The following is a 17,516-nucleotide window of genomic DNA, read 5'->3' as shown; positions in this document are numbered from 1 at the left end:
GCGGTGAGTCGCTGGCGTCAGCAGGGGAGTCTCTGGTGTCTGGAGCCGCCCAGTTCAACCGGTGTGATCGAGTTTATCGGTGGCAGTGTCCTGGCTGCCACCCCGCAGATCAGCTATCGGCGCCTGCTGGAGGCTCTCTGTCGCCGCGGGCTCAGCCTGCGGGCCTGGAGTTACGTGCCCGGTTTCGACCATCAGGCCCAGGCCACCGAGGCCTGGCGGGCCTTCCGCACGGCGCGGCAGGACACCGTGGCGGGGGCGTCCGCGCAGCCGGTGCTGCGCCTTGGCCACAGCCTCGGCTGCAAGCTGCACCTGCTGGCCCCGGATGGGGGCCGGGGCAGCAGTGCCCTGGTGGCCATGAGCTTCAACAACTTCTCCGCCGACCGCTCGATCCCCCTGCTGGCTGACCTGGCTCCCCGGCTGGGGGTTCGCACTGAATTCAGCCCATCGCCGCAGGAAACCCTGCGCCTGGTGAGCCAGCTCTACGGCGTGCCGCGCAACCTGCTGATTCGTTTCGGCAGCGACGCCCTCGACCAGAGTCCCCCGCTGCTGGAGGTGCTCCAGCAACGTCCTGGTGACAGCAGCTCCCTGCTGCAGCTGGGAGGTGATCACCTCACCCCCGCCAGCGCCGGCCTGCGCCAGAACCTGCTTGGCACCTGGGCCGATGACCCCGCCCGCCAGCGCCAGATTGAGCGGCTGGCAAGCAGCATCGACAACTGGTTCCACCAAGCGGTGACCCCAGTCTGAAGCTGACCCCAGCTTCAACGTTTGCCAACAGTTCCGTTGACTGAGGGCACCGATCCCGCAGGGTGTGGAGCGTGTTCCCATCCTTCCGCAGGCCCATGCAACCGATGATCGACGCCTTCATCAGCGGCTGGAAACGATCTTTCGACTACACCGGACGCACCAAGCGCGCCGAGTTCTGGTGGTTTGCGCTCGCCTCGGCAATCGTCAGCGTTGTGTTGCTGATTCCCTCTTCTGGCACTTCGGCGATCTCGAACGTCTTCGGCACGATCTATAGCCTGTATGCGATTGCCTCGATCGTGCCGGGTCTGCCTCTGGCGGTGCGGCGCCTCCGCGACATCGGCAAACCCTGGCCCTGGATTCTGATCGGCCTGATTCCGCTCATCGGTGCGATCTGGCTGATCGTGCTCTACGCCCAGCCCTCGATCGCCTGAACCAGGCGCAACGCCTCACACCCGCAGTGCGTCGAGCACCGAGCGGTCCTCCAGGGTGCTGGTGTCGCCGCTCACTTCTTCACCGGCCGCCAGGGCCCGCAGGATGCGGCGCATGATTTTGCCGCTGCGGGTCTTGGGGAGGGCGTCGCTGAAGCGGATCTCATCGGGTCTGGCGATCGGACCGATCTCGGCGCTCACGTGCTTGCGCAGTTCGGCGCCAAGGGCTGCGTCACCGCTGAGCCCCGTCTGAAGAGTCACGAAGGCCACGATGCCCTCCCCCTTGAGGTCGTCAGGCCGGCCCACAACGGCGGCTTCGGCCACGGACGGATGGCTCACCAGGGCTGATTCGATCTCCATCGAACCCAGCCGGTGACCTGAGACGCTGATGACGTCATCGACGCGGCCCATCACCCAGTAATAGCCGTCGGCGTCGCGGCGGGCGCCATCACCGGCGAAATACAGCGGGCGGCCATCGGCGCCGAGGATGTGCTCCCAGTAGCTCTTGCGGAAGCGCTCGGGGTCGCCGTGAACGGTGCGCATCATCCCCGGCCAGGGGCGGCGCACCGCCAGGTAACCCCCTTCATCCACGCCCACGCTCTGGCCTTCGTTGTCGACGATGTCGGCGGCGATGCCGGGCAGGGGCAGGGTGGCGGATCCCGGCTTGGTGGGGGTGGCGCCGGGCAGGGGGCTGATCATCACGCCGCCGGTTTCGGTCTGCCACCAGGTGTCGATCACCGGGCAGCGGCCATGCCCGATCACCTCCCGATACCACATCCAGGCCTCGGGATTGATCGGCTCACCCACTGTTCCGAGGATGCGCAGTGTGCTCATGTCGTACTGATCAGGCACCTCGCGCCCGCTCTTCATGAAGGCGCGAATCGCCGTGGGTGCGGTGTAGAAGATGCTCACCTTGTGTTTCTGGATCACCTCCCAGAACGCACCGGGTTTGGATGGCCTTGGGGCACCCTCGTACATCACGGTGGTGGCGCCATTGGAGAGCGGGCCATACACGATGTAGCTGTGGCCGGTGATCCAGCCCACATCGGCGGTGCACCAGTGGATGTCGTCGTCGCGGATGTCGAAGATCCACTGGAAGGTGAGGTGGGCCCAGAGGTTGTAGCCGGCGGTGGTGTGCACCACGCCCTTTGGTTTGCCGGTGGAGCCTGAGGTGTAGAGAACGAACAGGCGGTCTTCGCTGGCCATCGGCTCAGCCGGGCAATCGCTGCTCTGGCTGTCCACCAGTTCATGCCACCAGCGGTCGCGGCCTTCCTCCATGGCGGTGGGCTCCCCGGTGCGGCGCACCACCAGCACATGCTCCACGGTGGGGCAGGCGCCATCGGCGAGGGCCTGATCCACGGCAGGCTTGAGCGCCACGGCCTTGTCCTTGCGGAAGCCCCCGTCGGCGGTGATCACAGCCTTGACGCCGCCATCGATCAGCCGATCCCGCAGGGCCTCGGCGGAGAAGCCGCCGAACACCACCGAGTGGGGAGCGCCGATGCGGGCGCAGGCCAGCATGGCAATGGCCGCTTCCGGCACCATCGGCATGTAGAGGGCCACCAGGTCGCCCTTGCCGATCCCGAGGGCCTTGAGGGCATTGGCGGCCTTGCAGACCTCAGCGTGCAGTTCCCGGTAGGTGAAGCGGCGGCTGTCCCCGGGCTCCCCTTCCCAGATCAGGGCGGTCTTCTCGGCTCTGGGGCCATCGAGATGGCGATCGAGGCAGTTATACGCAAGGTTGGTGGTGCCCCCCTCGAACCAGCGGGCGAAGGGCGGGTTGCTCCAATCGAGCACGGTGTGGAAGGGCTCGAACCAGTGCAGCTGCTCCCTTGCCTGCTCGCCCCAGAAGGCGTCGGGGTCGGCCTCCGCCCGCGCGACCAGTTCGCGATAGGCCTCCATCGAACCGATCCGCGCCCGGGCTGCCAGTTCGGCGGGGGGCTGGAAGATCCTCCCCTCCTGGAGCACCGATTCGATCGTGGCGTCGGGCATCGCGCTGAAGAGGCGGGCAGTTCCATTGTGAAGGGGAAGGTCACCGGCATCCGCGGCTTGTGAACGAGATGCCAGAGCGTTGGGGTCAGCCTGATCCGCTAGGACGGAGTTTCACCAACAGCTGATCCGTGACCAGGACCTGGCTGGCCGCGGTCGTGCTGCTCACAGCTGTCGCCATGCCCAGCGATGGCCGCTCCGACGTCCCGCGATCGATGCTCCCCACCGGCGCTCCCCTCGAACACGCCCGCGGGGCAGGGTTCTCCACCCATGGGGACAGATCCGTTCCGCACTGCACCTGGCGGTTCTGGTACCTACAGCACAGCAAGAAGGTGTGGTTCCGGATCAACGAACCTGCGGTCGCCGGTCTTCAGCCGGTCTTCACCTACGACGGCAGACCGATCCTGCACAGGAGCGAGATCGATGCTGTGCGGGTCCGCAGCCATTACTCCGGCCGCTCCCCCGTGGTCTGGGGAGACTTTCCCGGCGTGGGCCGAGGCCAGGGACCCGACGGCAGCCAGATGTATCTGGAACTGTGGACCCGCTGGACCTGGTTGCATCCGGAAGCCTGTGGCCATCCCGAGCGCTTCGGCGTCGACTTCTTCCGGCCCGGCAGTTCAAGGGCGGGCCCGGGCTGATCAAGGCGTATGGATGGCTCAGGACAGTGCCCGCTGGAGCACCAGTTCGTTGCCCCCTCCAGGGAGATGTTCGTAGCTGATTGCCCAGCCGAAGTCCCGCCGGAGCCTGCCCAGCATGATCAACCCCCAATGGGCTTCCCGATCGGGCAGTGCCGGCAGGCCATCCCCATCCGGCGCCGCTGGGGTAGGCGGATCGCCGCCGGGCTGCCCCTCTCCCAGAGGCTCTTCCGCCTCGGCCCAGGCGACACTGATGTCGAAGGGTGCGCCGTGATCGCGGATCCGGAGTTGCAGGTGCTCCGGCGTGACCTCCAGCGCAACCTCCACCGGCGGCGGGTTCGTCAGGTGAGCATTTGCATGGCGCACGGCGTTGGTGAACCCCTCCACCAGAACCGTCTGGGCCTGGATCCACAGCATCGGGTCCAGGCCGGGAGGGCTGGTCAGCTCGAACCAGTCGAGCAGGGCCTGGGTCTCCTCCAGCCGGCTGGGGAAACTGGCCTGGCCGCCACCATCGGGAAGCTGCTGCGACATCGTCAGGAGGCCCCCGAGCGCGTGCTGAAGATCACGGCGAGGGTCTTGAGAATCAGCTTCAGGTCATAGGCGAAACTCCAGTTCTCCTGGTAGCGCAGGTCAAGCCGGATCACATCCTCGAAGTCGAGCACCTTGGAGCGTCCGTTCACCTGCCATTCACCGGTGAGTCCCGGCCGCACATCCAACCGCTGCCAATTGGGAACTGCGTAGCGATCCACCTCATCCGGCGTGGGCGGCCTGGTCCCCACCAGGCTCATGTCGCCGATCAGCACGTTCCAGAACTGGGGCAGCTCGTCGAGGCTGGTGCGGCGCAGGAACCTCCCCACCCGGGTGATGCGGGGGTCGTTGGCGTTCTTGAAGAATGCGCCAGTGGCCTCATTCCGCACCGACGTGCGCAGCGCTTCGGCGTTCACCACCATCGAGCGCAGTTTCCACAGCCGGAACCGTCGCCCCATCCAGCCCAGCCGCACCTGGCCGAACAGGATCGGCCCAGGGCTGTCCAGCCGTATCGCCAGGGCGAGGAACGGAAACAGCAGCAGCGTGATCGCCAGGCCGACCAGTGCCCCCACGATGTCGAGCAGGCGCTTGGGCAGCGATCGCACCGAGGGATGGGTGATGGCGGGCCGCTCCTTGGTGTTCACCGCCTGGGCCGGATTCAGCCCCTCGCTTCCGACCACCACCGGCAGCGCCTGGTCCAGTCCCATCAGCGAGAGTGCCAGCTTCACCTGGGCCCCAGCGCTCCAGGCCTCCAGCGGAATTTGCCGGGCGCGGGCCAGCTTCAGGTTGGGGATCAAGGAGCCCAGGCCGCTGCTGTCGATCAGCTCGGTGCGGCTGAAATCCAGCACGATGCGCCTCGTGTCGGGGTAGCGGGGCAACAGCTCCTCCAGGCCTTGGCGGAAGCGCACCGCCTCGGCGACTGTGAAGCGACGCGGGAAGCCGAGCAGCAGCAGCCCCCGGTGCGAGGTCACCGTGACACCAGAGCTCGTCATCGGGTCAGGGGTGGGGGTAACAGCGGTTGTGGCGATGGGGATCCGGCCGGAAAGAGCTGCTCCAGCCGATGGCAAACCGCCCGGGCGGCTGCCACAGAGAGATCACCGATCGACACTTTGGAGGGCTCCGCCAGGAAGCGCACCAGATCGGCTGGTCCCCAGGCGATCGGCACTCCGATCGAAGCCAGCGCCTGAGCCAGTTCCAGCTGATGGTCGTCGACGTGCTCCTGGTAGCGCTGGCTGCGGGGCACCAGCAGGAACGGAGTATCCATGCTGTCGAGCAGCAACACGGTGCCCTCGCCGCAGTGGGCGATCACCAGCCGGGCCCGGCGCACCAGGTCCTGGAAGTCCTGCTCTTTCAGCAGGCGATAGACCCTCGCGCCGCCCGGCAGGACGGTGCAGGTGCCGTACTGAACAACCACCTCCTCCTCGCCGATCAGGTCGTGCTGAAGAAGCAGATCCACCCAGCGCATCAGGCGGTTGAAGGGAAACTTTTCTGTGCCCACCGTGATCAGGATCATCGGGACTCCTCCCAGGCACCGGCCGGCTGCCCCTCCGACGCCGCGCTGATCAGCTCCGCTCGTGGGTAGCGGATCTGCAGCTGGGGCCAGTGCACATAGAGCACGTCGAGGAAGGGCAGAGCCAGCCGGGCCGAGAGGCTGAGCGTCTCGATGCGAGTGATCGATTCGACGAACACCGTGCGGCAGCCCAGGAGCTTGCCGAGGATCAGGAAGGGAACTGCCACCCCTGCACCGGTGGAGAGGACCACGTCGGGCCTGGGTCGTCGCAGCACCTGCCAGGAGAGCATGGCGTTGCGGATGAGGTTGGGCAGGTTGCGGTTGGTGGGGCTGTGGGCCCAGATCACGGGCTCCCCCTCCAGGGCTGCCCGGGTGGTGGCCGTGTCGAAGGTCACCCAGCTGCGCTGGTGCTTGCTCCAGAACGGTTGCAGCTGGAGGAGACCCTTGAAGTGTCCGCCGGAGGAGCACACGAGCAGCAGACGCATCAGCTCACTTCCCTCCTGATTCCGCCAGCGAGCCGGAGTGGGGTGCCAGTGCACGGGCCTGGCGCCCCATCTTCAGGCGCTGCATCAGACCCGTGATCTTCATCATCAACCCCTCGAGCAGCTTATAGAGGCCCTGAGGCAGCAGCACCCCGAGATGTGCCGCCGCCAGGGTGATCAGGGTGCGGATCGGTTCCTCGCGCCACAGGCGCGGGTAGTGGTTCAGTGCCTGATGGGCAAGCTTCACGCCGAGGCGTGGCTGGCCTTCGCGGATGGAGCGGCGGGCCAGATAGCGCAGTTGGTAGCCCAAGGCCCTCTCGCCATGGCGGCGGATCAGCTCCGGGGCGTAGTGCTCCGTCTTGTCGAGCACACGTTGCCAGCTGGCGAACTGCTTCTCGATGTTGGCCGAGAGTCCGCCACTGCTCACCCGATAGAGGGTGAGCGCCTCGGGGATGCCCTCGATGCGCCACTGGGTCAGCAGGGCGATACGCAGCCAGCATTCGATGTCCTCCGACTGGCGAAAGCTGTCGTCAAACCAGTAGCTCTCTGGACTGCCGTAGAGGTTGGCCTCGAAGCGGATCCCGTCGAGCACCTCCCGACGCATCACCACGCACGACCCGTTGCTGATCGGATTGCGGCAGAGAATCAGCTCCGGGGTGATCCCGTGCAGCGGTGGGGTCTGGTAGATGCCCAGCGGTCGTCCGGCGGCGTCGATGAAAGCCGAGCGCGAATAGCTCACCCCCACCACTGGATTGGCCCGCAGGTGCTGCACGTGCCGCTCGACCTTTTCAGGCAGCCAGAGATCGTCACTGTCGAGAAAGGCCAGGATCGACCCGGTGGCGTTTCGGATGCCGGTGTTCCGAGCTCCCGCTAGGCCGCGATTCTTCTGCTGGACGATACGAATGCGGGCATCGCCGTACTGGCGGCAGAGTCTCACCCCATCGTCCGTCGATCCGTCGTCCACCACCAGGATCTCGATGTTGAGATAGGTCTGCGCCAGGACCGAGTCCAGGCTGGCGGCCACGGTGCTGGCCGAGTTGTAGAGCGGCATGACCACCGACACCAGGGGTTCGGTGGAGAAAACGGCACTGTGCACGGCGAGCGGTTCGGCAGCAAGGGCAGGCGGGGCGGCATGGCTGTCGGTCTGGCGCCGTCGCAGTGGTTCCAGGATGGAACGGCCGAAGACCGCCAGCGCCGTGAGGCCGGTGCGCCGTGGTTCGCGCAGCAGCAGCCAGGGATCCGAGCGCAGGGCCCGGGCCATGAACGCGCTGCCCATCTCCGGCGGAATCCTCAACCGCAGGGAACGGCGGGCCAGATAACGCAGATGCGTTGCCTGGGCCCTGGCGAAATGCTGGTCCACCAGAGACGGGGCATAGCGGCGAGCCTCCACCACCAGCCGCAGCCAGCCACTTTCCATTCGCTCCAGGCTGGCAGAGAGCCCCCCATCGCTGGTGCGGTAGTAGGTGAGCACCCGATTGATGAGCTCGATCCGCCACCTCCCCTGGCAGGCCACCCGCAGCAACCACTCCAGATCCTCCGAATAGCTCATCTCCGGGATGAAGCCGCCCAGCGCCTCGAACACCTCCCGTCGCAGCACCCAGTTGGAGGTGGTGGTGGTGGGGTTCTCGTAGAGAAAGGTGGCGGGCCGCAGCAGCGATCGCGGCTGGGAAGCCACCTGGCCCGTGGGAATCCCGGCGGGCGTGAGGAACTCCACCCGGGCGAAGCTCACCCCCAGCCCCGGGTCCCGTTCATGGCGGGCCACGTGCTGCTGCAACTTGTCGGGATGCCAGAGGTCGTCGGCATCGAGGAAGGCGATCAACGGCGCTTGGCTGGCCGCCACGCCCCGGTTGCGGGCAATCGAGACCCCGGCATTGGGCTGCTGCAGCAGCCGGATGCGGGGGTCCTCCCGGGCGATCTCAGCCACGATGGCTGCACTGTCGTCGCGGGAGCCGTCGTCGATGGCGATCAGTTCCCAGTCGCCGAATCTCTGCTCCTGCAGGGTGCGCAGGGTCTGGCGCAGAAAGGTGGCGGCATTGTGAATCGGCATCACCACCGAGACGCGCGGCATCGATGGCTTTGGGGTCTCGATAGAGGAGCCGGCAGCGTGCATGGGGATTTCAGACGGTGACGGACTTCCCTTGGCCGAACACCAGCCGGCGGGCTAGAAGCAGGTAAAGAGGTTGCAGACCCAGGTGAATCACGGCAACGGCGGCCGCCACCCCCAGACTCCCCCAGCCGGTTCCCACCAGAACGCCAAGGGTGAGCACCACGGTGAAGGCCAAGTTCCAGATCAGATCCACCTGAGGCAGACCCACGGAGCGCAACAGCATCGAGGCGGCGTTGGCGAAGGGGCGAGAGAGGGCTGAGAGGCAGATCAGCACGAGGATCGGCACCGCCCCTTCCGTGACCCACTTCTGGCCGAACACGAGCGGCACGTACAGCGGCGACAGGCTCGCCTGAAGCAAAACAATGGGGACAATCACCTTGGAAATTGTGATCAGGTTCCGGCCGAAGCGTTGGCGTAACAGATCCGGCTGGGAACTGACGAGGCAGAGATCGGAATAGAGCGATACCCCGAGGGCGTTGATCACGCTCAGGCTCAGGCCCAGGCCCGCATTGAAGGCGAAGAAATACACCCCAAGTGCCTTCATGCCGATGAAGCGGCCGATTAACAGATAGTCAACGTTCTCGCGGAAGGTGTTGAGCATTTCCACCCCGAGGATGCGGCTGCCGAAGCCGAGAATCCGTCGCCAGCGCTCCAGGGTGAACACGGCGCGGGGCCGCCAGCGCTGGTGATACAGCATCATTCCCACCCACACAGGCGCCACCAGCAGCTTGGGCAGAACGATCGCCCACATGCCGAAGCCCAGGACCGCCAGCAGGCCGGTGAGCAGGTTGTCGGCCACCACCTGGGCCAGGTTGGTGAGACTGAAGATCTTGAGACGGTTCTCGCGGCGCACGAGGGCCGTCTGCACCATGGCCAGCGGATAGATCAGATAAGTGCAGCCCACCAGCATGATCGGAAGGATGAGCCGTTGGTTGTCGTAGAAGCGGGCCACCGCAAAAGATCCGCCCAGCTGCACCACGAACAGCCCGATGCCGATCAACCAGTTCAGGCACCAGGCCGTCTGGCAGAGCTCGCTGACCTCGTCCGCGTCGGCCTGCACGAGCTTGTCTCCGATGCCGTTCCGGGTGAAGACCCGCACGAACTCGGTGGTCATCAGCACGATCGCGGCAACGCCATAGTCCTCAGCGGTGAGCAGACGTGCCAGCAGCACGGTGGCCAGAAGCCTGGAGACGCGGATCCCCACCTCTCCGATCCCCATCCAGCCGATGTTGCGTAAGAAGCTGTCCTTGGGCATCCGGCGGCGCAGCCGCTCAAGCAGAGTCATCGGGGTTCAGCCAGCAGGTCTGCCCAGCCTTCGAGATAGTCCTGCCAGGAACCCCCGGCGGAGAGGCGGCCAGCCTCTGACCAATGGCTGCGCTGCGCCTGGCTGCTCCGCAGCAGGGTCTCGAGCTCCGCGGCCAGCGCCTGCTCAGTGCCGGCCGTGGCCTGAAGGCCGCAGCCCTGAACCTGCTCCGGCAGTCCATCGACGGGGCAGATGATCACGGGACGGCCAGCGGCGCGGGCTTCCAGGCAGATATTGCCCCAGGGCTCCCAGCGCGAGGGAACCACCACGGCGTCGGCCGCCGCCAGCAGCTGAGGGATGTCGTCCCGCGCGCCCACCAGGCTGATACGCCGGTCGCCGGCCGCCAGCTGCTCCAGCTCCTGCCGCTGGGGCCCATCGCCCACAAGCTGCAATCGCAGCGGAGCCTCGGGAAGGCGGGCCATCGCCCGGATCAGCAGATCGAAACCCTTCTGAGGGGTGAGGCGTCCGTAGGCCAGCAGCCGCAGGGGACTTCCCGGTGGGGATGGCTTGGGAAGGGGCAGAGCCAGGAATTCATCCAGCCGCCGGGAGGACAGCAGCAACCGCAGACGCCTGGGTGCCAGCAGCCGTGCCTGATTCATCCAGGCCTGCTGCCCCCGAGACACCGCCACCACCCGCTCCATGCAGCCATAGCTAAGGCGCAGCATGGTTCGAAATCGCCGGGTAGAGGGCACGTTGTGGTGCTCGAACCCTGCGCAGTAGTGGTGCTCGAACAGGATCTGTCGCCGACCACGCCAGGCCAGCAGGCGGGGCAGGCTCCTCCAGGAGCAGGCGACATGCCAGACCAGCAGATCCGCCGGCCAGTCGGCCAGGGTGCCCCGGAGCTCATCCTGGCCAGTGACCTCGAAGCTGTGACGACCGCCGAGCTCCGAGTCGGCGAGGCTGCGGAGGGTGGGGCGGATGCCGCCGCTCCAGCCCATGCCGCCGCTCGGCAGCACATGCAGGACGCGCATCTCAGGGCCTCTCTAAGGGAGTCAGCCTCCCCATGCACCACTCGAAATCACGCCGTACCTGATCGCGAAGGGCATGGTGATCAAAGCCGTCGCAAGGTGCCGACAGCACAGCGTGGAGGGTGGCTGCCGGATCGAAGTCGCCCAGAGCCGAGCCCGGAAGCTGCAGACGCTCACACAGATCCTGACCCTTGTTGGAGTAATGCAGGTGAAAGGGCACCTTGCCGGTAGCCAAGGCGAGCACAGCCGTGTGATACCGCACCGCAATCACCCTCTGAGCCAGCTCGAACACCGCCATGGCCAGTTGCCAGCAGGGAACAGCTGGATCCTTGAGGAATGGGTCGAGGATGACGGTTCCTGGGGCCTGGGCGGCGATCAGGCGTGCCACCTCAAGATCGTTGTCAGCGCCATAGGCCCGCGACTGGATCAGAACCACGGGGGTGAGATCGGCCTGCTCGAGCCCGCGGCACAGGGCTGCCATGCGGTCCACGAAGAGTTCGTTGTCGTGGGTATACATGCTGTCGAAAGCCCGCACCGACACAACGGCTGAGCGAGACGGATCAAGATTGCTGGCCTGGAACAGGGCGAGAGCGGCATGGCGCGCGGGCTCCGAGCCCTCCAGCACGAAGGCGGTGTCGAAGGACAGCCGAGCTTCGACCCCCGCTTTACGCAGGCGCTGGTGGCTCTGGGCATCACGCACGCACACGGCTGCCAGGCGACGCAGGCAGCGGCTCAGGGCGAAAAAACTCAGACCGTGGCAGGAGCGGGGGATCGACTGCCCGAACAGCACCGTGCGGCCAGGGTGACGGGTGAGCTCACCAAGGTTCTTGAGAAACGCCTTGGTGATCAGCCACTCGCGTGAATTATTGAAGATGTCGCCACCCACGCTCACGTAGGCGGAACAATCGACGGGGCGACCCTCCAAAAATGTGATCCCCAGGCTGGGATCGGGCTCAGAGTCCTGCACGCGGGCTTCCAGGTCCGCATCCGGCAGCAAGGACCGAAGGGCGCTGTATATGGCGGCATCACCCAGGTTCAGGGTGCTGTACGCATTGATCAGGCCGATACGCACCGATGGATCCGGGATGTGGTGAGCTGTCGCGTGACCCAAAGAGCATGTCTCCCTTTTGTGCGCCCTACCTCGTCATTCCCCAGGTAGCTGCCGTAAGGACTACGGCAGCTACCTGCAAATGAGCGGCTGAGATTCTCTCCAGCGTTTAAGCTAGGGTAGCGCCTATAGGCCATGACAGAGTTTTCACATCCCGCTGCGCCTCTGCGCACCCATCTGACGGAATGGTGTACCCCCTGGGTGCCAGCGTGCGGATTCAATCAACCCGCTCCTCAGGCATCCCAGTGCTCAGTCATGCCCGGTGATCAAACTCCATGGTGAAGCGTCTTGCTTCGGTGGCCGTATTCCTGATCGCACTGGCATTGCCGGCTTCCCCTGCTCTTGCTCTTCCCCTCTCTGCTGGAGATCGGGTCAAGGTCACCATCCCCGAAGGTGAGGAATTCAGTGGAATCTTCGAAGTCAGTCTTAGCGGTGAATTGGAACTTCCCTATGTGAGGGGAATCCAGGCCTCTGGAATCGAGCCCAGGGAAGTGGAGCAACGCATTCACCAGGCACTCGTCGCACAGGGATACTTCCAACCCTCCTTTCTCAGGGTCAGCGTAAATGTCGTGCAGTGGGCACCGGTCGAGGTGTTCGTCAGTGGCTCCACGTTTCAACCTGGGCGGGTCCTGATCAACGAGTGGAGCGATGCAGAACAGACCCAGACACCTGTTCAACTCTCCGGTCAGGCGCCACTCAAGCGCTTCCTTTCCGCCGCGATCCGCCAGGCTGGTGGTGTCACTCCCACTGCGGATGTCAGCTCGGTGGAGTTGGTCCGAGGCGGGCGCCGACAAGTCCTCGATCTTTCCGGGATCTTCACCGGTGAGCCGTTCATTGATGTGCCATTGATCGCCGGCGACAGGGTGGTGGTCCCCGACACCGGGGTGATCAACCCGACGATCGTGAGGCCTTCCCAGATCACTCCAATCGGCGTCAAGATTTTCATCTCCAATCTCACCGTGCCGTCAGCTAGCAATGCCAGTTCGGCGATCGGGAGAGACGCCACCTCATTTCCCTATGGATCCCGGTTTTCCCAGGCGGTCGTCTCAGGCAACTGTGCCGGGGGCACCATGTTGACCAATGCTCGACGTCGCGCCGTTCTGGTGAACACCGACGCGCAATCCGGCAAGACCACCGTTCTGGAGCGGGGGGTGGAGGAACTCCTGCGCCGCTCCAGCGACGGCGGCAACAATCCCTACCTGATGGCCAATGATGCCGTTGCCTGCTACGACTCGGGCGTGACCAACCTTCGAGATGTCATGGGACTGATCAGGGACATCCTTGTCCCAGGGGCCCTGATCTACGACCTGATTACCCCGTGAGGAGATGGTGAAGTTGGGTCTGCCAGGACAGCCGGCACCACCGGAGCAGGAATCGACCGGTCCCGATCCACTGTACAAGGCGCGTCGGCTGTTCACCGAGCAGCTGCGAAACGTGCCGATCCCAAGGCCGCAGCATCCCCGCGCCTGGTGGGGAGGACTGAGCCGGACGGACAAGCTGCGCTGGAGTCGCTACATCGTGGTGAGTGGGGCGGCGAACGCCGTCATCTGGGGCTCAAGTCTGCTGATCCTGGCCACGGCCAAGCCGACGTACACAAGCAGCTTTGCCCTGATTCTGCCTGGCAGCATCAATTCAGTGAATGTCAACCTCCCCGAAATCGGTCAGACATCCGCTTCAAGTGGTTCTGCAGGTGTAGCCACCTCGACGTTTGATCCGCGAGCCAATTACGAATACATCTTCAGCAGTGAGCAGGTGATTCAACAGGCAGCTAAAAATTCTGGACTACCGATCGACACTTTCGGCGAACCCCGCATCAAGAACATTGATAACACCACCGTGATGCAGATCGATATGACCGGACCATCCCCTGAAGTCTCGCGCAAGAAAGCCTTCGCTCTTTACGACGCCATGAAGGAACGCTTGAATCAGTTGCGAATCAGTGAGATGAATCAGAGGGAGGGACCAACACAGAACATTCTTCTGCAGACGCGCTCGAAACTTGAGGAGGCCCAAAAGGCCGTCTCCGCATACAAGCTGAAATCTGGTCTGAACTCCACGGAGCAGGTCGAAACGATCTCCACCAATATCGAACAGTTGCGGCGCCAACGTGCCGAGTTCGCGGCTCAGCAAGCTCTGTCGGAAGCGCGTCTCCAGAAGCTTCGCGGAAACCTCAACCTCAGCCCTGCTGAAGCGGCAGATGCCTTCAAGCTGCAGGCCGACCAGATTTTCCAGCAGAATCTCAAGGACTACAGCGAAGCCACCTCCATCCTCAAGGTCCAGACCTCGAAGTTCGGCCCCAATCATCCGCGCATGATCAAGGAGGTGAAGCGTCAGAAGGCGGCCGAGCAGGCCATGGATCTACGTGCACGCACTGTGCTGGGCCGAAAACCCACGGGCGGTACCCTCACACGGCTGGCTCTGACGAACACTGGTTCAGGCAGAGATACGCTTTTCCAGAGCCTGGTCACTTATCAGTCTGATGCGATCGGTGCGGCAGCTCAGGTGAGCAAGCTGGATCAGCAGATCGGCGTCCTCGAAGGTCGTCTTCAGAGGATGTCGCAGCGCCAGCCCACCCTGGAGAGTCTCAAGCGGACCGAGCAGATCGCCGAAGCGGTCTTTGCTTCCACCCTGGCCAAGCTGGACCTAGGCCAGGCAGATGTCTTTGCGGCCTTCCCCCTGATCCAGATGGCCGTGGATCCAACCCTTCCCACCACACCCACCACACCCAAGAAGGGTCTGCTGCTTGCAGGGGCCGCCTTCGGCTCCATCCTCACCAGCCTGGGACTATGGATTCTCTGGATTCGCAAGCCCTGGATCAAGCGTCTCTCGACCTGGATCTCCACCTGAGCGAGGCATGGGACTCAGGAGCTGGATACGCCCAAAGGCTGATGATTGCCAATCTTCAGCCCCTGATCTGCAGCCTCAGAACTGGCCGGAGCGCCTCATCTGGTACTCCATTATCTTCACCTATCCAATCTGGCTGGTCGGCGGTCTCTATGTGGTGGGCTCCGTTCTGGGATGGCTGTTGTTGTTCTGCCTGATCATCAAGATCCTAGCGGGGATGGATCACCCTGAGCAGAACGAGGAAGTGAATATCTCGCCGGTGATCTGGCTCTGGGTGGTGGGGATGCTGGTGATGCAGGTTGCGCTGGTGATGGGTCATGTGGACTTCAACCTTGGCATAGCGATGATTATCAAGTCATCGATTGGCTGGGGCAAAGGATGGGCAGCGCTGGCTCTTTACCCCCTCGCTGGATGCCTGAACATCCGCAGCAAGATCATCAGCAGGGCCATCTGCATCGTGGGCCTGCATACGCTCATCATTACCCCAATCCTGCTGCTCACACCGCATCTGGGCCTCCCCCAGGTTTTGTATGTGTCCCCCTTGAGGGCAATCGGCGGACCTGGCAACGAATTCTTTGATGTGCCGCTCTATGAGATTGACGGCAGCACCGGCGACATGCGCTGGCGCCTGTTCACTCCCTGGGGTCCTGCACTGGGATTCGTGGGCAATGTGAACTTCATGCTCAGCCTCCTGGAGAAGGAACGGCGCTGGAAAATATTCGGCATGGCCGGCTCGATTGTGATGTGCTTCGTCTGCAAATCCCGTCTTGCCCAGGTTTGCATTATCCTCATACCCACTATCATATTCATAGTCTCGCGAATCCGAAGACCCGTTACATTAATAGGTCTGGGTATTGCCTCGTATGTCGGTGGCATTTTGTCTCCGGTTCTGCTGCAGCTGATCAGTGACTTCTGGGACGGATTCAAAGGCGCAAGGGCAGGATCCACACGTGTTCGGATGGCACTCAAGCGCATTGCTGTGTATCGATGGGAGAAGGAAGCTCCACTCTGGGGTCATGGCATCGTCGAGCCTGGCCCTCACCTGGTAGAGGCGATGCCGATCGGCTCACATCACACCTGGGCCGGCTTGCTGTTCGTGAAGGGAATCGTGGGCTTCTTTGCGCTGGCAGTCCCAATGGTAGCTACGATAATTGATCTGCTACGTCGTGCATCGAATCCACGCTATCAGCTGGGCTCCGTCGGCCTCAGCATGATCGTGATCCTATTTCTCTATACCTTTGGCGAGAACCTGGAAATCCTTGTCTATCTCTACTGGCCAGGAATGATCATGATGGGAATGGCTTTGCAAGAAGTGAAGTCGCCAGCGATGGCTAATGCCGTAGGCCCTCAACTCATTCTCACTGCAACTGAGTTGACCGATGGCGATGAGCAGGTGAGCCGCTCAGCTGAGAGGCCTGAATTTGATGCTCAGGCAGAACGCGCTTGAGCCCCTGTTTGCACCATCACCCATCAGCTTTGCTAGATTTTGGAATGAACTGAGTGATGATGATGTACGGGCTTGTCAACCGGGCCATTCAGCAGATGGTGACCACACAGCATGGTGAGGATGTGTGGAAGCGGATCAAGGCGAAAGCCGATCTTGAGGACCTGGATTTCTTCTCCACCTTTCAGGCCTATCCCGATGACGTGACGCACCGATTAGTTGCCGCTGCCTCGGACGAACTTGGCTTGTCCGGCGACCAAATCATGCAGGCTTTCGGTGAGTACTGGATCACATACACGGCTTCGGAAGGCTATGAACAGCTGCTCGAAAGTACCGGTGAAACATTGCCGGAATTCCTGGATCATCTGGATAATCTCCATGCCAGGGCAGGCCTTTCCTTCCCGAAGTTGCAACCCCCATCATTCCGCTGCGAGCATGCTGCCGACCAGTCGGTGGATCTGGAGTATCGCTCGAAGCGCCAGGGGCTTGCTCCGATGGTGATCGGGCTTCTGCATGGCCTGGGCAAGAGATTCGGCAATTCCGTCATGGTGGAGCAGACAGCGTCTCGGGATCGAGGAGATGCCAGAGATCTCTTCCATGTACGCTATTCTGATCAGTCAGTAGCTTCTGAAACTAATTCTGAGACTGATTCCGATGGGGTATCTCATGACCACGCTCAGAGGTGATGTCGTCTTCACCTGAGCTATCGGTTGAGCATTTTGACCGGTTACTCCCCTTTCATCTCGTACTCGATTCCGAGCTCCGCATTCTTGCAGCAGGATCCGTTTTGGAACGGATTCTTCAGAGAGGGTCATTGCTTGGAGATCTGCTGCATGATCATTTTCGGCTGAAACGTCCTGAAGGCGCCATCAGCTTCGGTGGCCTGCGGCAATGCATCGATCAGCTGGTGATCCTGGAATCACGCACGATTGCCCTTCAACTCAAGTGTCAGATCTGCTGTCTGGTTGAACACGAACGGCTGCTTGTCGTGGGGACACCCTGGGTGCTGAAGCTGGATGATCTCAGCTCCTTAGGTCTGAAGATTAACGACTTTCCTTTTCAGGACTCTCTGGTTGACTATCTTTTTCTGTTGCAGGCTCGGAACGTTGCTCTTGAGGAAAGTCAGAAGCTGAATGAAATTCTGATTTCACAGCGCCGCGAGTTGCGGGAAAGCACCCAGCGCCTGTCCTCTCTCAATGAGGAGCTGGAGGCTGCCAAGCGGACGGCAGAGGATGCCAATTCCGCCAAGGATACCTTCCTGGCCACGATGAGTCATGAGATCAGAACACCGATGAACGCCATCATGGGGATGGCCGGACTCCTTCAGGAATCACAGCTTGGGCCTGTTGAGAGGGACTATGTTGAAATCATCAACAGCAGCACGGACTCACTTCTTACCATTATCAATGACATCCTTGACTTCTCGAAGATC

At 63.0% G+C, this 17,516-nt stretch carries 16 protein-coding genes and 1 pseudogene; 8 read left to right on the top strand and 9 right to left on the bottom strand.

Translation table 11 applies throughout. From position 1 onward, the window contains the following. The first annotated feature begins 3 nt into the window (after positions 1–3). Both CJZ82_RS09965 and CJZ82_RS09960 read left to right on the top strand, forming a co-directional pair. The gene (locus tag CJZ82_RS09965; RefSeq protein WP_094555621.1) at positions 4–744 is read left to right on the top strand and encodes a DUF1350 family protein; all 741 of its coding nucleotides are present in this window, start codon (positions 4–6) and stop codon (positions 742–744) included. Between the two features lie 104 nt (positions 745–848). Continuing rightward, positions 849–1,175, top strand: coding sequence for a DUF805 domain-containing protein (locus CJZ82_RS09960; RefSeq protein ID WP_233130181.1), 327 nt, complete (start codon positions 849–851; stop codon positions 1,173–1,175). A gap of 15 nt (positions 1,176–1,190) precedes the next feature. Here the strand turns inward: CJZ82_RS09960 and acs are convergent, their stop codons facing one another. Then, positions 1,191–3,158, bottom strand: coding sequence for an acetate--CoA ligase (gene acs / locus CJZ82_RS09955; protein WP_094555619.1), 1,968 nt, complete (start codon positions 3,156–3,158; stop codon positions 1,191–1,193). A 128-nt stretch (positions 3,159–3,286) separates the two neighbouring features. Here acs and CJZ82_RS09950 point away from each other — a divergent pair, with 128 nt between their 5' ends. Next, positions 3,287–3,793, top strand: a complete 507-nt coding sequence (locus CJZ82_RS09950) for a hypothetical protein (protein ID WP_094555618.1) — start codon at positions 3,287–3,289, stop codon at positions 3,791–3,793. An 18-nt stretch (positions 3,794–3,811) separates the two neighbouring features. Here the strand turns inward: CJZ82_RS09950 and CJZ82_RS09945 are convergent, their stop codons facing one another. The 8 genes from CJZ82_RS09945 to CJZ82_RS09905 are packed head-to-tail and all read right to left on the bottom strand — an operon-like array spanning position 3,812 to position 11,760. Continuing rightward, positions 3,812–4,321 carry an ATP-binding protein gene (locus CJZ82_RS09945; RefSeq protein ID WP_094555617.1) on the bottom strand — a complete coding sequence of 170 codons (510 nt, stop codon included), beginning with the start codon at positions 4,319–4,321 and terminating at the stop codon, positions 3,812–3,814. A 2-nt stretch (positions 4,322–4,323) separates the two neighbouring features. After that, positions 4,324–5,310 (bottom strand): sugar transferase, encoded by a 987-nt coding sequence (locus CJZ82_RS09940; protein WP_094555616.1) that lies wholly within the window; start codon positions 5,308–5,310, stop codon positions 4,324–4,326. Next, positions 5,307–5,831 carry a glycosyltransferase gene (locus tag CJZ82_RS09935; protein ID WP_094555615.1) on the bottom strand — a complete coding sequence of 175 codons (525 nt, stop codon included), beginning with the start codon at positions 5,829–5,831 and terminating at the stop codon, positions 5,307–5,309. The genes CJZ82_RS09940 and CJZ82_RS09935 overlap by 4 nt, the downstream gene beginning before the upstream one ends. After that, positions 5,828–6,313, bottom strand: coding sequence for a UDP-N-acetylglucosamine--LPS N-acetylglucosamine transferase (locus CJZ82_RS09930; protein ID WP_094555614.1), 486 nt, complete (start codon positions 6,311–6,313; stop codon positions 5,828–5,830). Before CJZ82_RS09930 ends, CJZ82_RS09935 begins: the two co-directional genes overlap by 4 nt. Positions 6,314–6,317: 4 nt before the next feature. After that, a complete protein-coding gene (locus tag CJZ82_RS18980) occupies positions 6,318–8,420 on the bottom strand; it encodes a glycosyltransferase (protein WP_233130180.1) in 2,103 nt (700 codons plus the stop codon). A 7-nt stretch (positions 8,421–8,427) separates the two neighbouring features. Beyond that, on the bottom strand, positions 8,428–9,702 hold the full coding sequence (locus CJZ82_RS09915; RefSeq protein ID WP_094555613.1) for a lipopolysaccharide biosynthesis protein: 1,275 nt from the start codon (positions 9,700–9,702) through the stop codon (positions 8,428–8,430). Next, complete coding sequence (locus tag CJZ82_RS09910) at positions 9,699–10,691, bottom strand: glycosyltransferase family 4 protein (protein WP_233130179.1); 993 nt, start codon at positions 10,689–10,691, stop codon at positions 9,699–9,701. The genes CJZ82_RS09915 and CJZ82_RS09910 overlap by 4 nt, the downstream gene beginning before the upstream one ends. A 1-nt stretch (position 10,692) precedes the next feature. Then, positions 10,693–11,760, bottom strand: a complete 1,068-nt coding sequence (locus CJZ82_RS09905; RefSeq protein WP_094555612.1) for a polysaccharide pyruvyl transferase family protein — start codon at positions 11,758–11,760, stop codon at positions 10,693–10,695. A gap of 311 nt (positions 11,761–12,071) precedes the next feature. Here CJZ82_RS09905 and CJZ82_RS09900 point away from each other — a divergent pair, with 311 nt between their 5' ends. The 5 genes and pseudogenes from CJZ82_RS09900 to CJZ82_RS19620 all read left to right on the top strand — a co-directional run. Next, complete coding sequence (locus CJZ82_RS09900) at positions 12,072–13,118, top strand: polysaccharide biosynthesis/export family protein (RefSeq protein ID WP_094555611.1); 1,047 nt, start codon at positions 12,072–12,074, stop codon at positions 13,116–13,118. A 4-nt stretch (positions 13,119–13,122) separates the two neighbouring features. Next, positions 13,123–14,643, top strand: a complete 1,521-nt coding sequence (locus CJZ82_RS09895; RefSeq protein WP_198949725.1) for a hypothetical protein — start codon at positions 13,123–13,125, stop codon at positions 14,641–14,643. A gap of 7 nt (positions 14,644–14,650) precedes the next feature. Continuing rightward, the gene (locus CJZ82_RS09890) at positions 14,651–16,087 is read left to right on the top strand and encodes an O-antigen ligase domain-containing protein (protein WP_198949724.1); all 1,437 of its coding nucleotides are present in this window, start codon (positions 14,651–14,653) and stop codon (positions 16,085–16,087) included. Between the two features lie 56 nt (positions 16,088–16,143). Further along, positions 16,144–16,770: a heme NO-binding domain-containing protein gene (locus tag CJZ82_RS09885; protein WP_369820046.1), complete on the top strand. Its 627-nt coding sequence runs from the start codon at positions 16,144–16,146 to the stop codon at positions 16,768–16,770. Then, positions 16,770–17,513, top strand: a pseudogene (locus CJZ82_RS19620) (histidine kinase dimerization/phospho-acceptor domain-containing protein); the annotation flags it as partial. The gene CJZ82_RS09885 and the pseudogene CJZ82_RS19620, both read left to right, overlap by 1 nt. Positions 17,514–17,516: the final 3 nt, after the last annotated feature.

The sequence above is a fragment of the Synechococcus sp. 1G10 genome (assembly GCF_002252625.1).
GTDB lineage: Bacteria > Cyanobacteriota > Cyanobacteriia > PCC-6307 > Cyanobiaceae > Regnicoccus_A.
The sequence above is the reverse complement of the archived record's forward strand: the minus strand, read 5'-3'. Positions and strand labels throughout refer to the sequence as shown.

Bases quoted from the DNA above. Each gene is read 5' to 3' on its own strand.
- CJZ82_RS09945 (WP_094555617.1), bottom strand. From the start codon at position 4,321: ATGTCGCAGCAGCTTCCCGATGGTGGCGGCCAGGCCAGTTTCCCCAGC.
- CJZ82_RS09900 (WP_094555611.1), top strand. From the start codon at position 12,072: ATGGTGAAGCGTCTTGCTTCGGTGGCCGTATTCCTGATCGCACTGGCA.
- CJZ82_RS09930 (WP_094555614.1), bottom strand. From the start codon at position 6,313: ATGCGTCTGCTGCTCGTGTGCTCCTCCGGCGGACACTTCAAGGGTCTC.
- CJZ82_RS09895 (WP_198949725.1), top strand. From the start codon at position 13,123: ATGGTGAAGTTGGGTCTGCCAGGACAGCCGGCACCACCGGAGCAGGAA.
- CJZ82_RS09885 (WP_369820046.1), top strand. From the start codon at position 16,144: ATGATGATGTACGGGCTTGTCAACCGGGCCATTCAGCAGATGGTGACC.
- CJZ82_RS09910 (WP_233130179.1), bottom strand. From the start codon at position 10,691: ATGCGCGTCCTGCATGTGCTGCCGAGCGGCGGCATGGGCTGGAGCGGC.
- CJZ82_RS18980 (WP_233130180.1), bottom strand. From the start codon at position 8,420: ATGCACGCTGCCGGCTCCTCTATCGAGACCCCAAAGCCATCGATGCCG.
- CJZ82_RS09940 (WP_094555616.1), bottom strand. From the start codon at position 5,310: ATGACGAGCTCTGGTGTCACGGTGACCTCGCACCGGGGGCTGCTGCTG.
- acs (WP_094555619.1), bottom strand. From the start codon at position 3,158: ATGCCCGACGCCACGATCGAATCGGTGCTCCAGGAGGGGAGGATCTTC.
- CJZ82_RS09935 (WP_094555615.1), bottom strand. From the start codon at position 5,831: ATGATCCTGATCACGGTGGGCACAGAAAAGTTTCCCTTCAACCGCCTG.
- CJZ82_RS09890 (WP_198949724.1), top strand. From the start codon at position 14,651: ATGGGACTCAGGAGCTGGATACGCCCAAAGGCTGATGATTGCCAATCT.
- CJZ82_RS09960 (WP_233130181.1), top strand. From the start codon at position 849: ATGATCGACGCCTTCATCAGCGGCTGGAAACGATCTTTCGACTACACC.
- CJZ82_RS09915 (WP_094555613.1), bottom strand. From the start codon at position 9,702: ATGACTCTGCTTGAGCGGCTGCGCCGCCGGATGCCCAAGGACAGCTTC.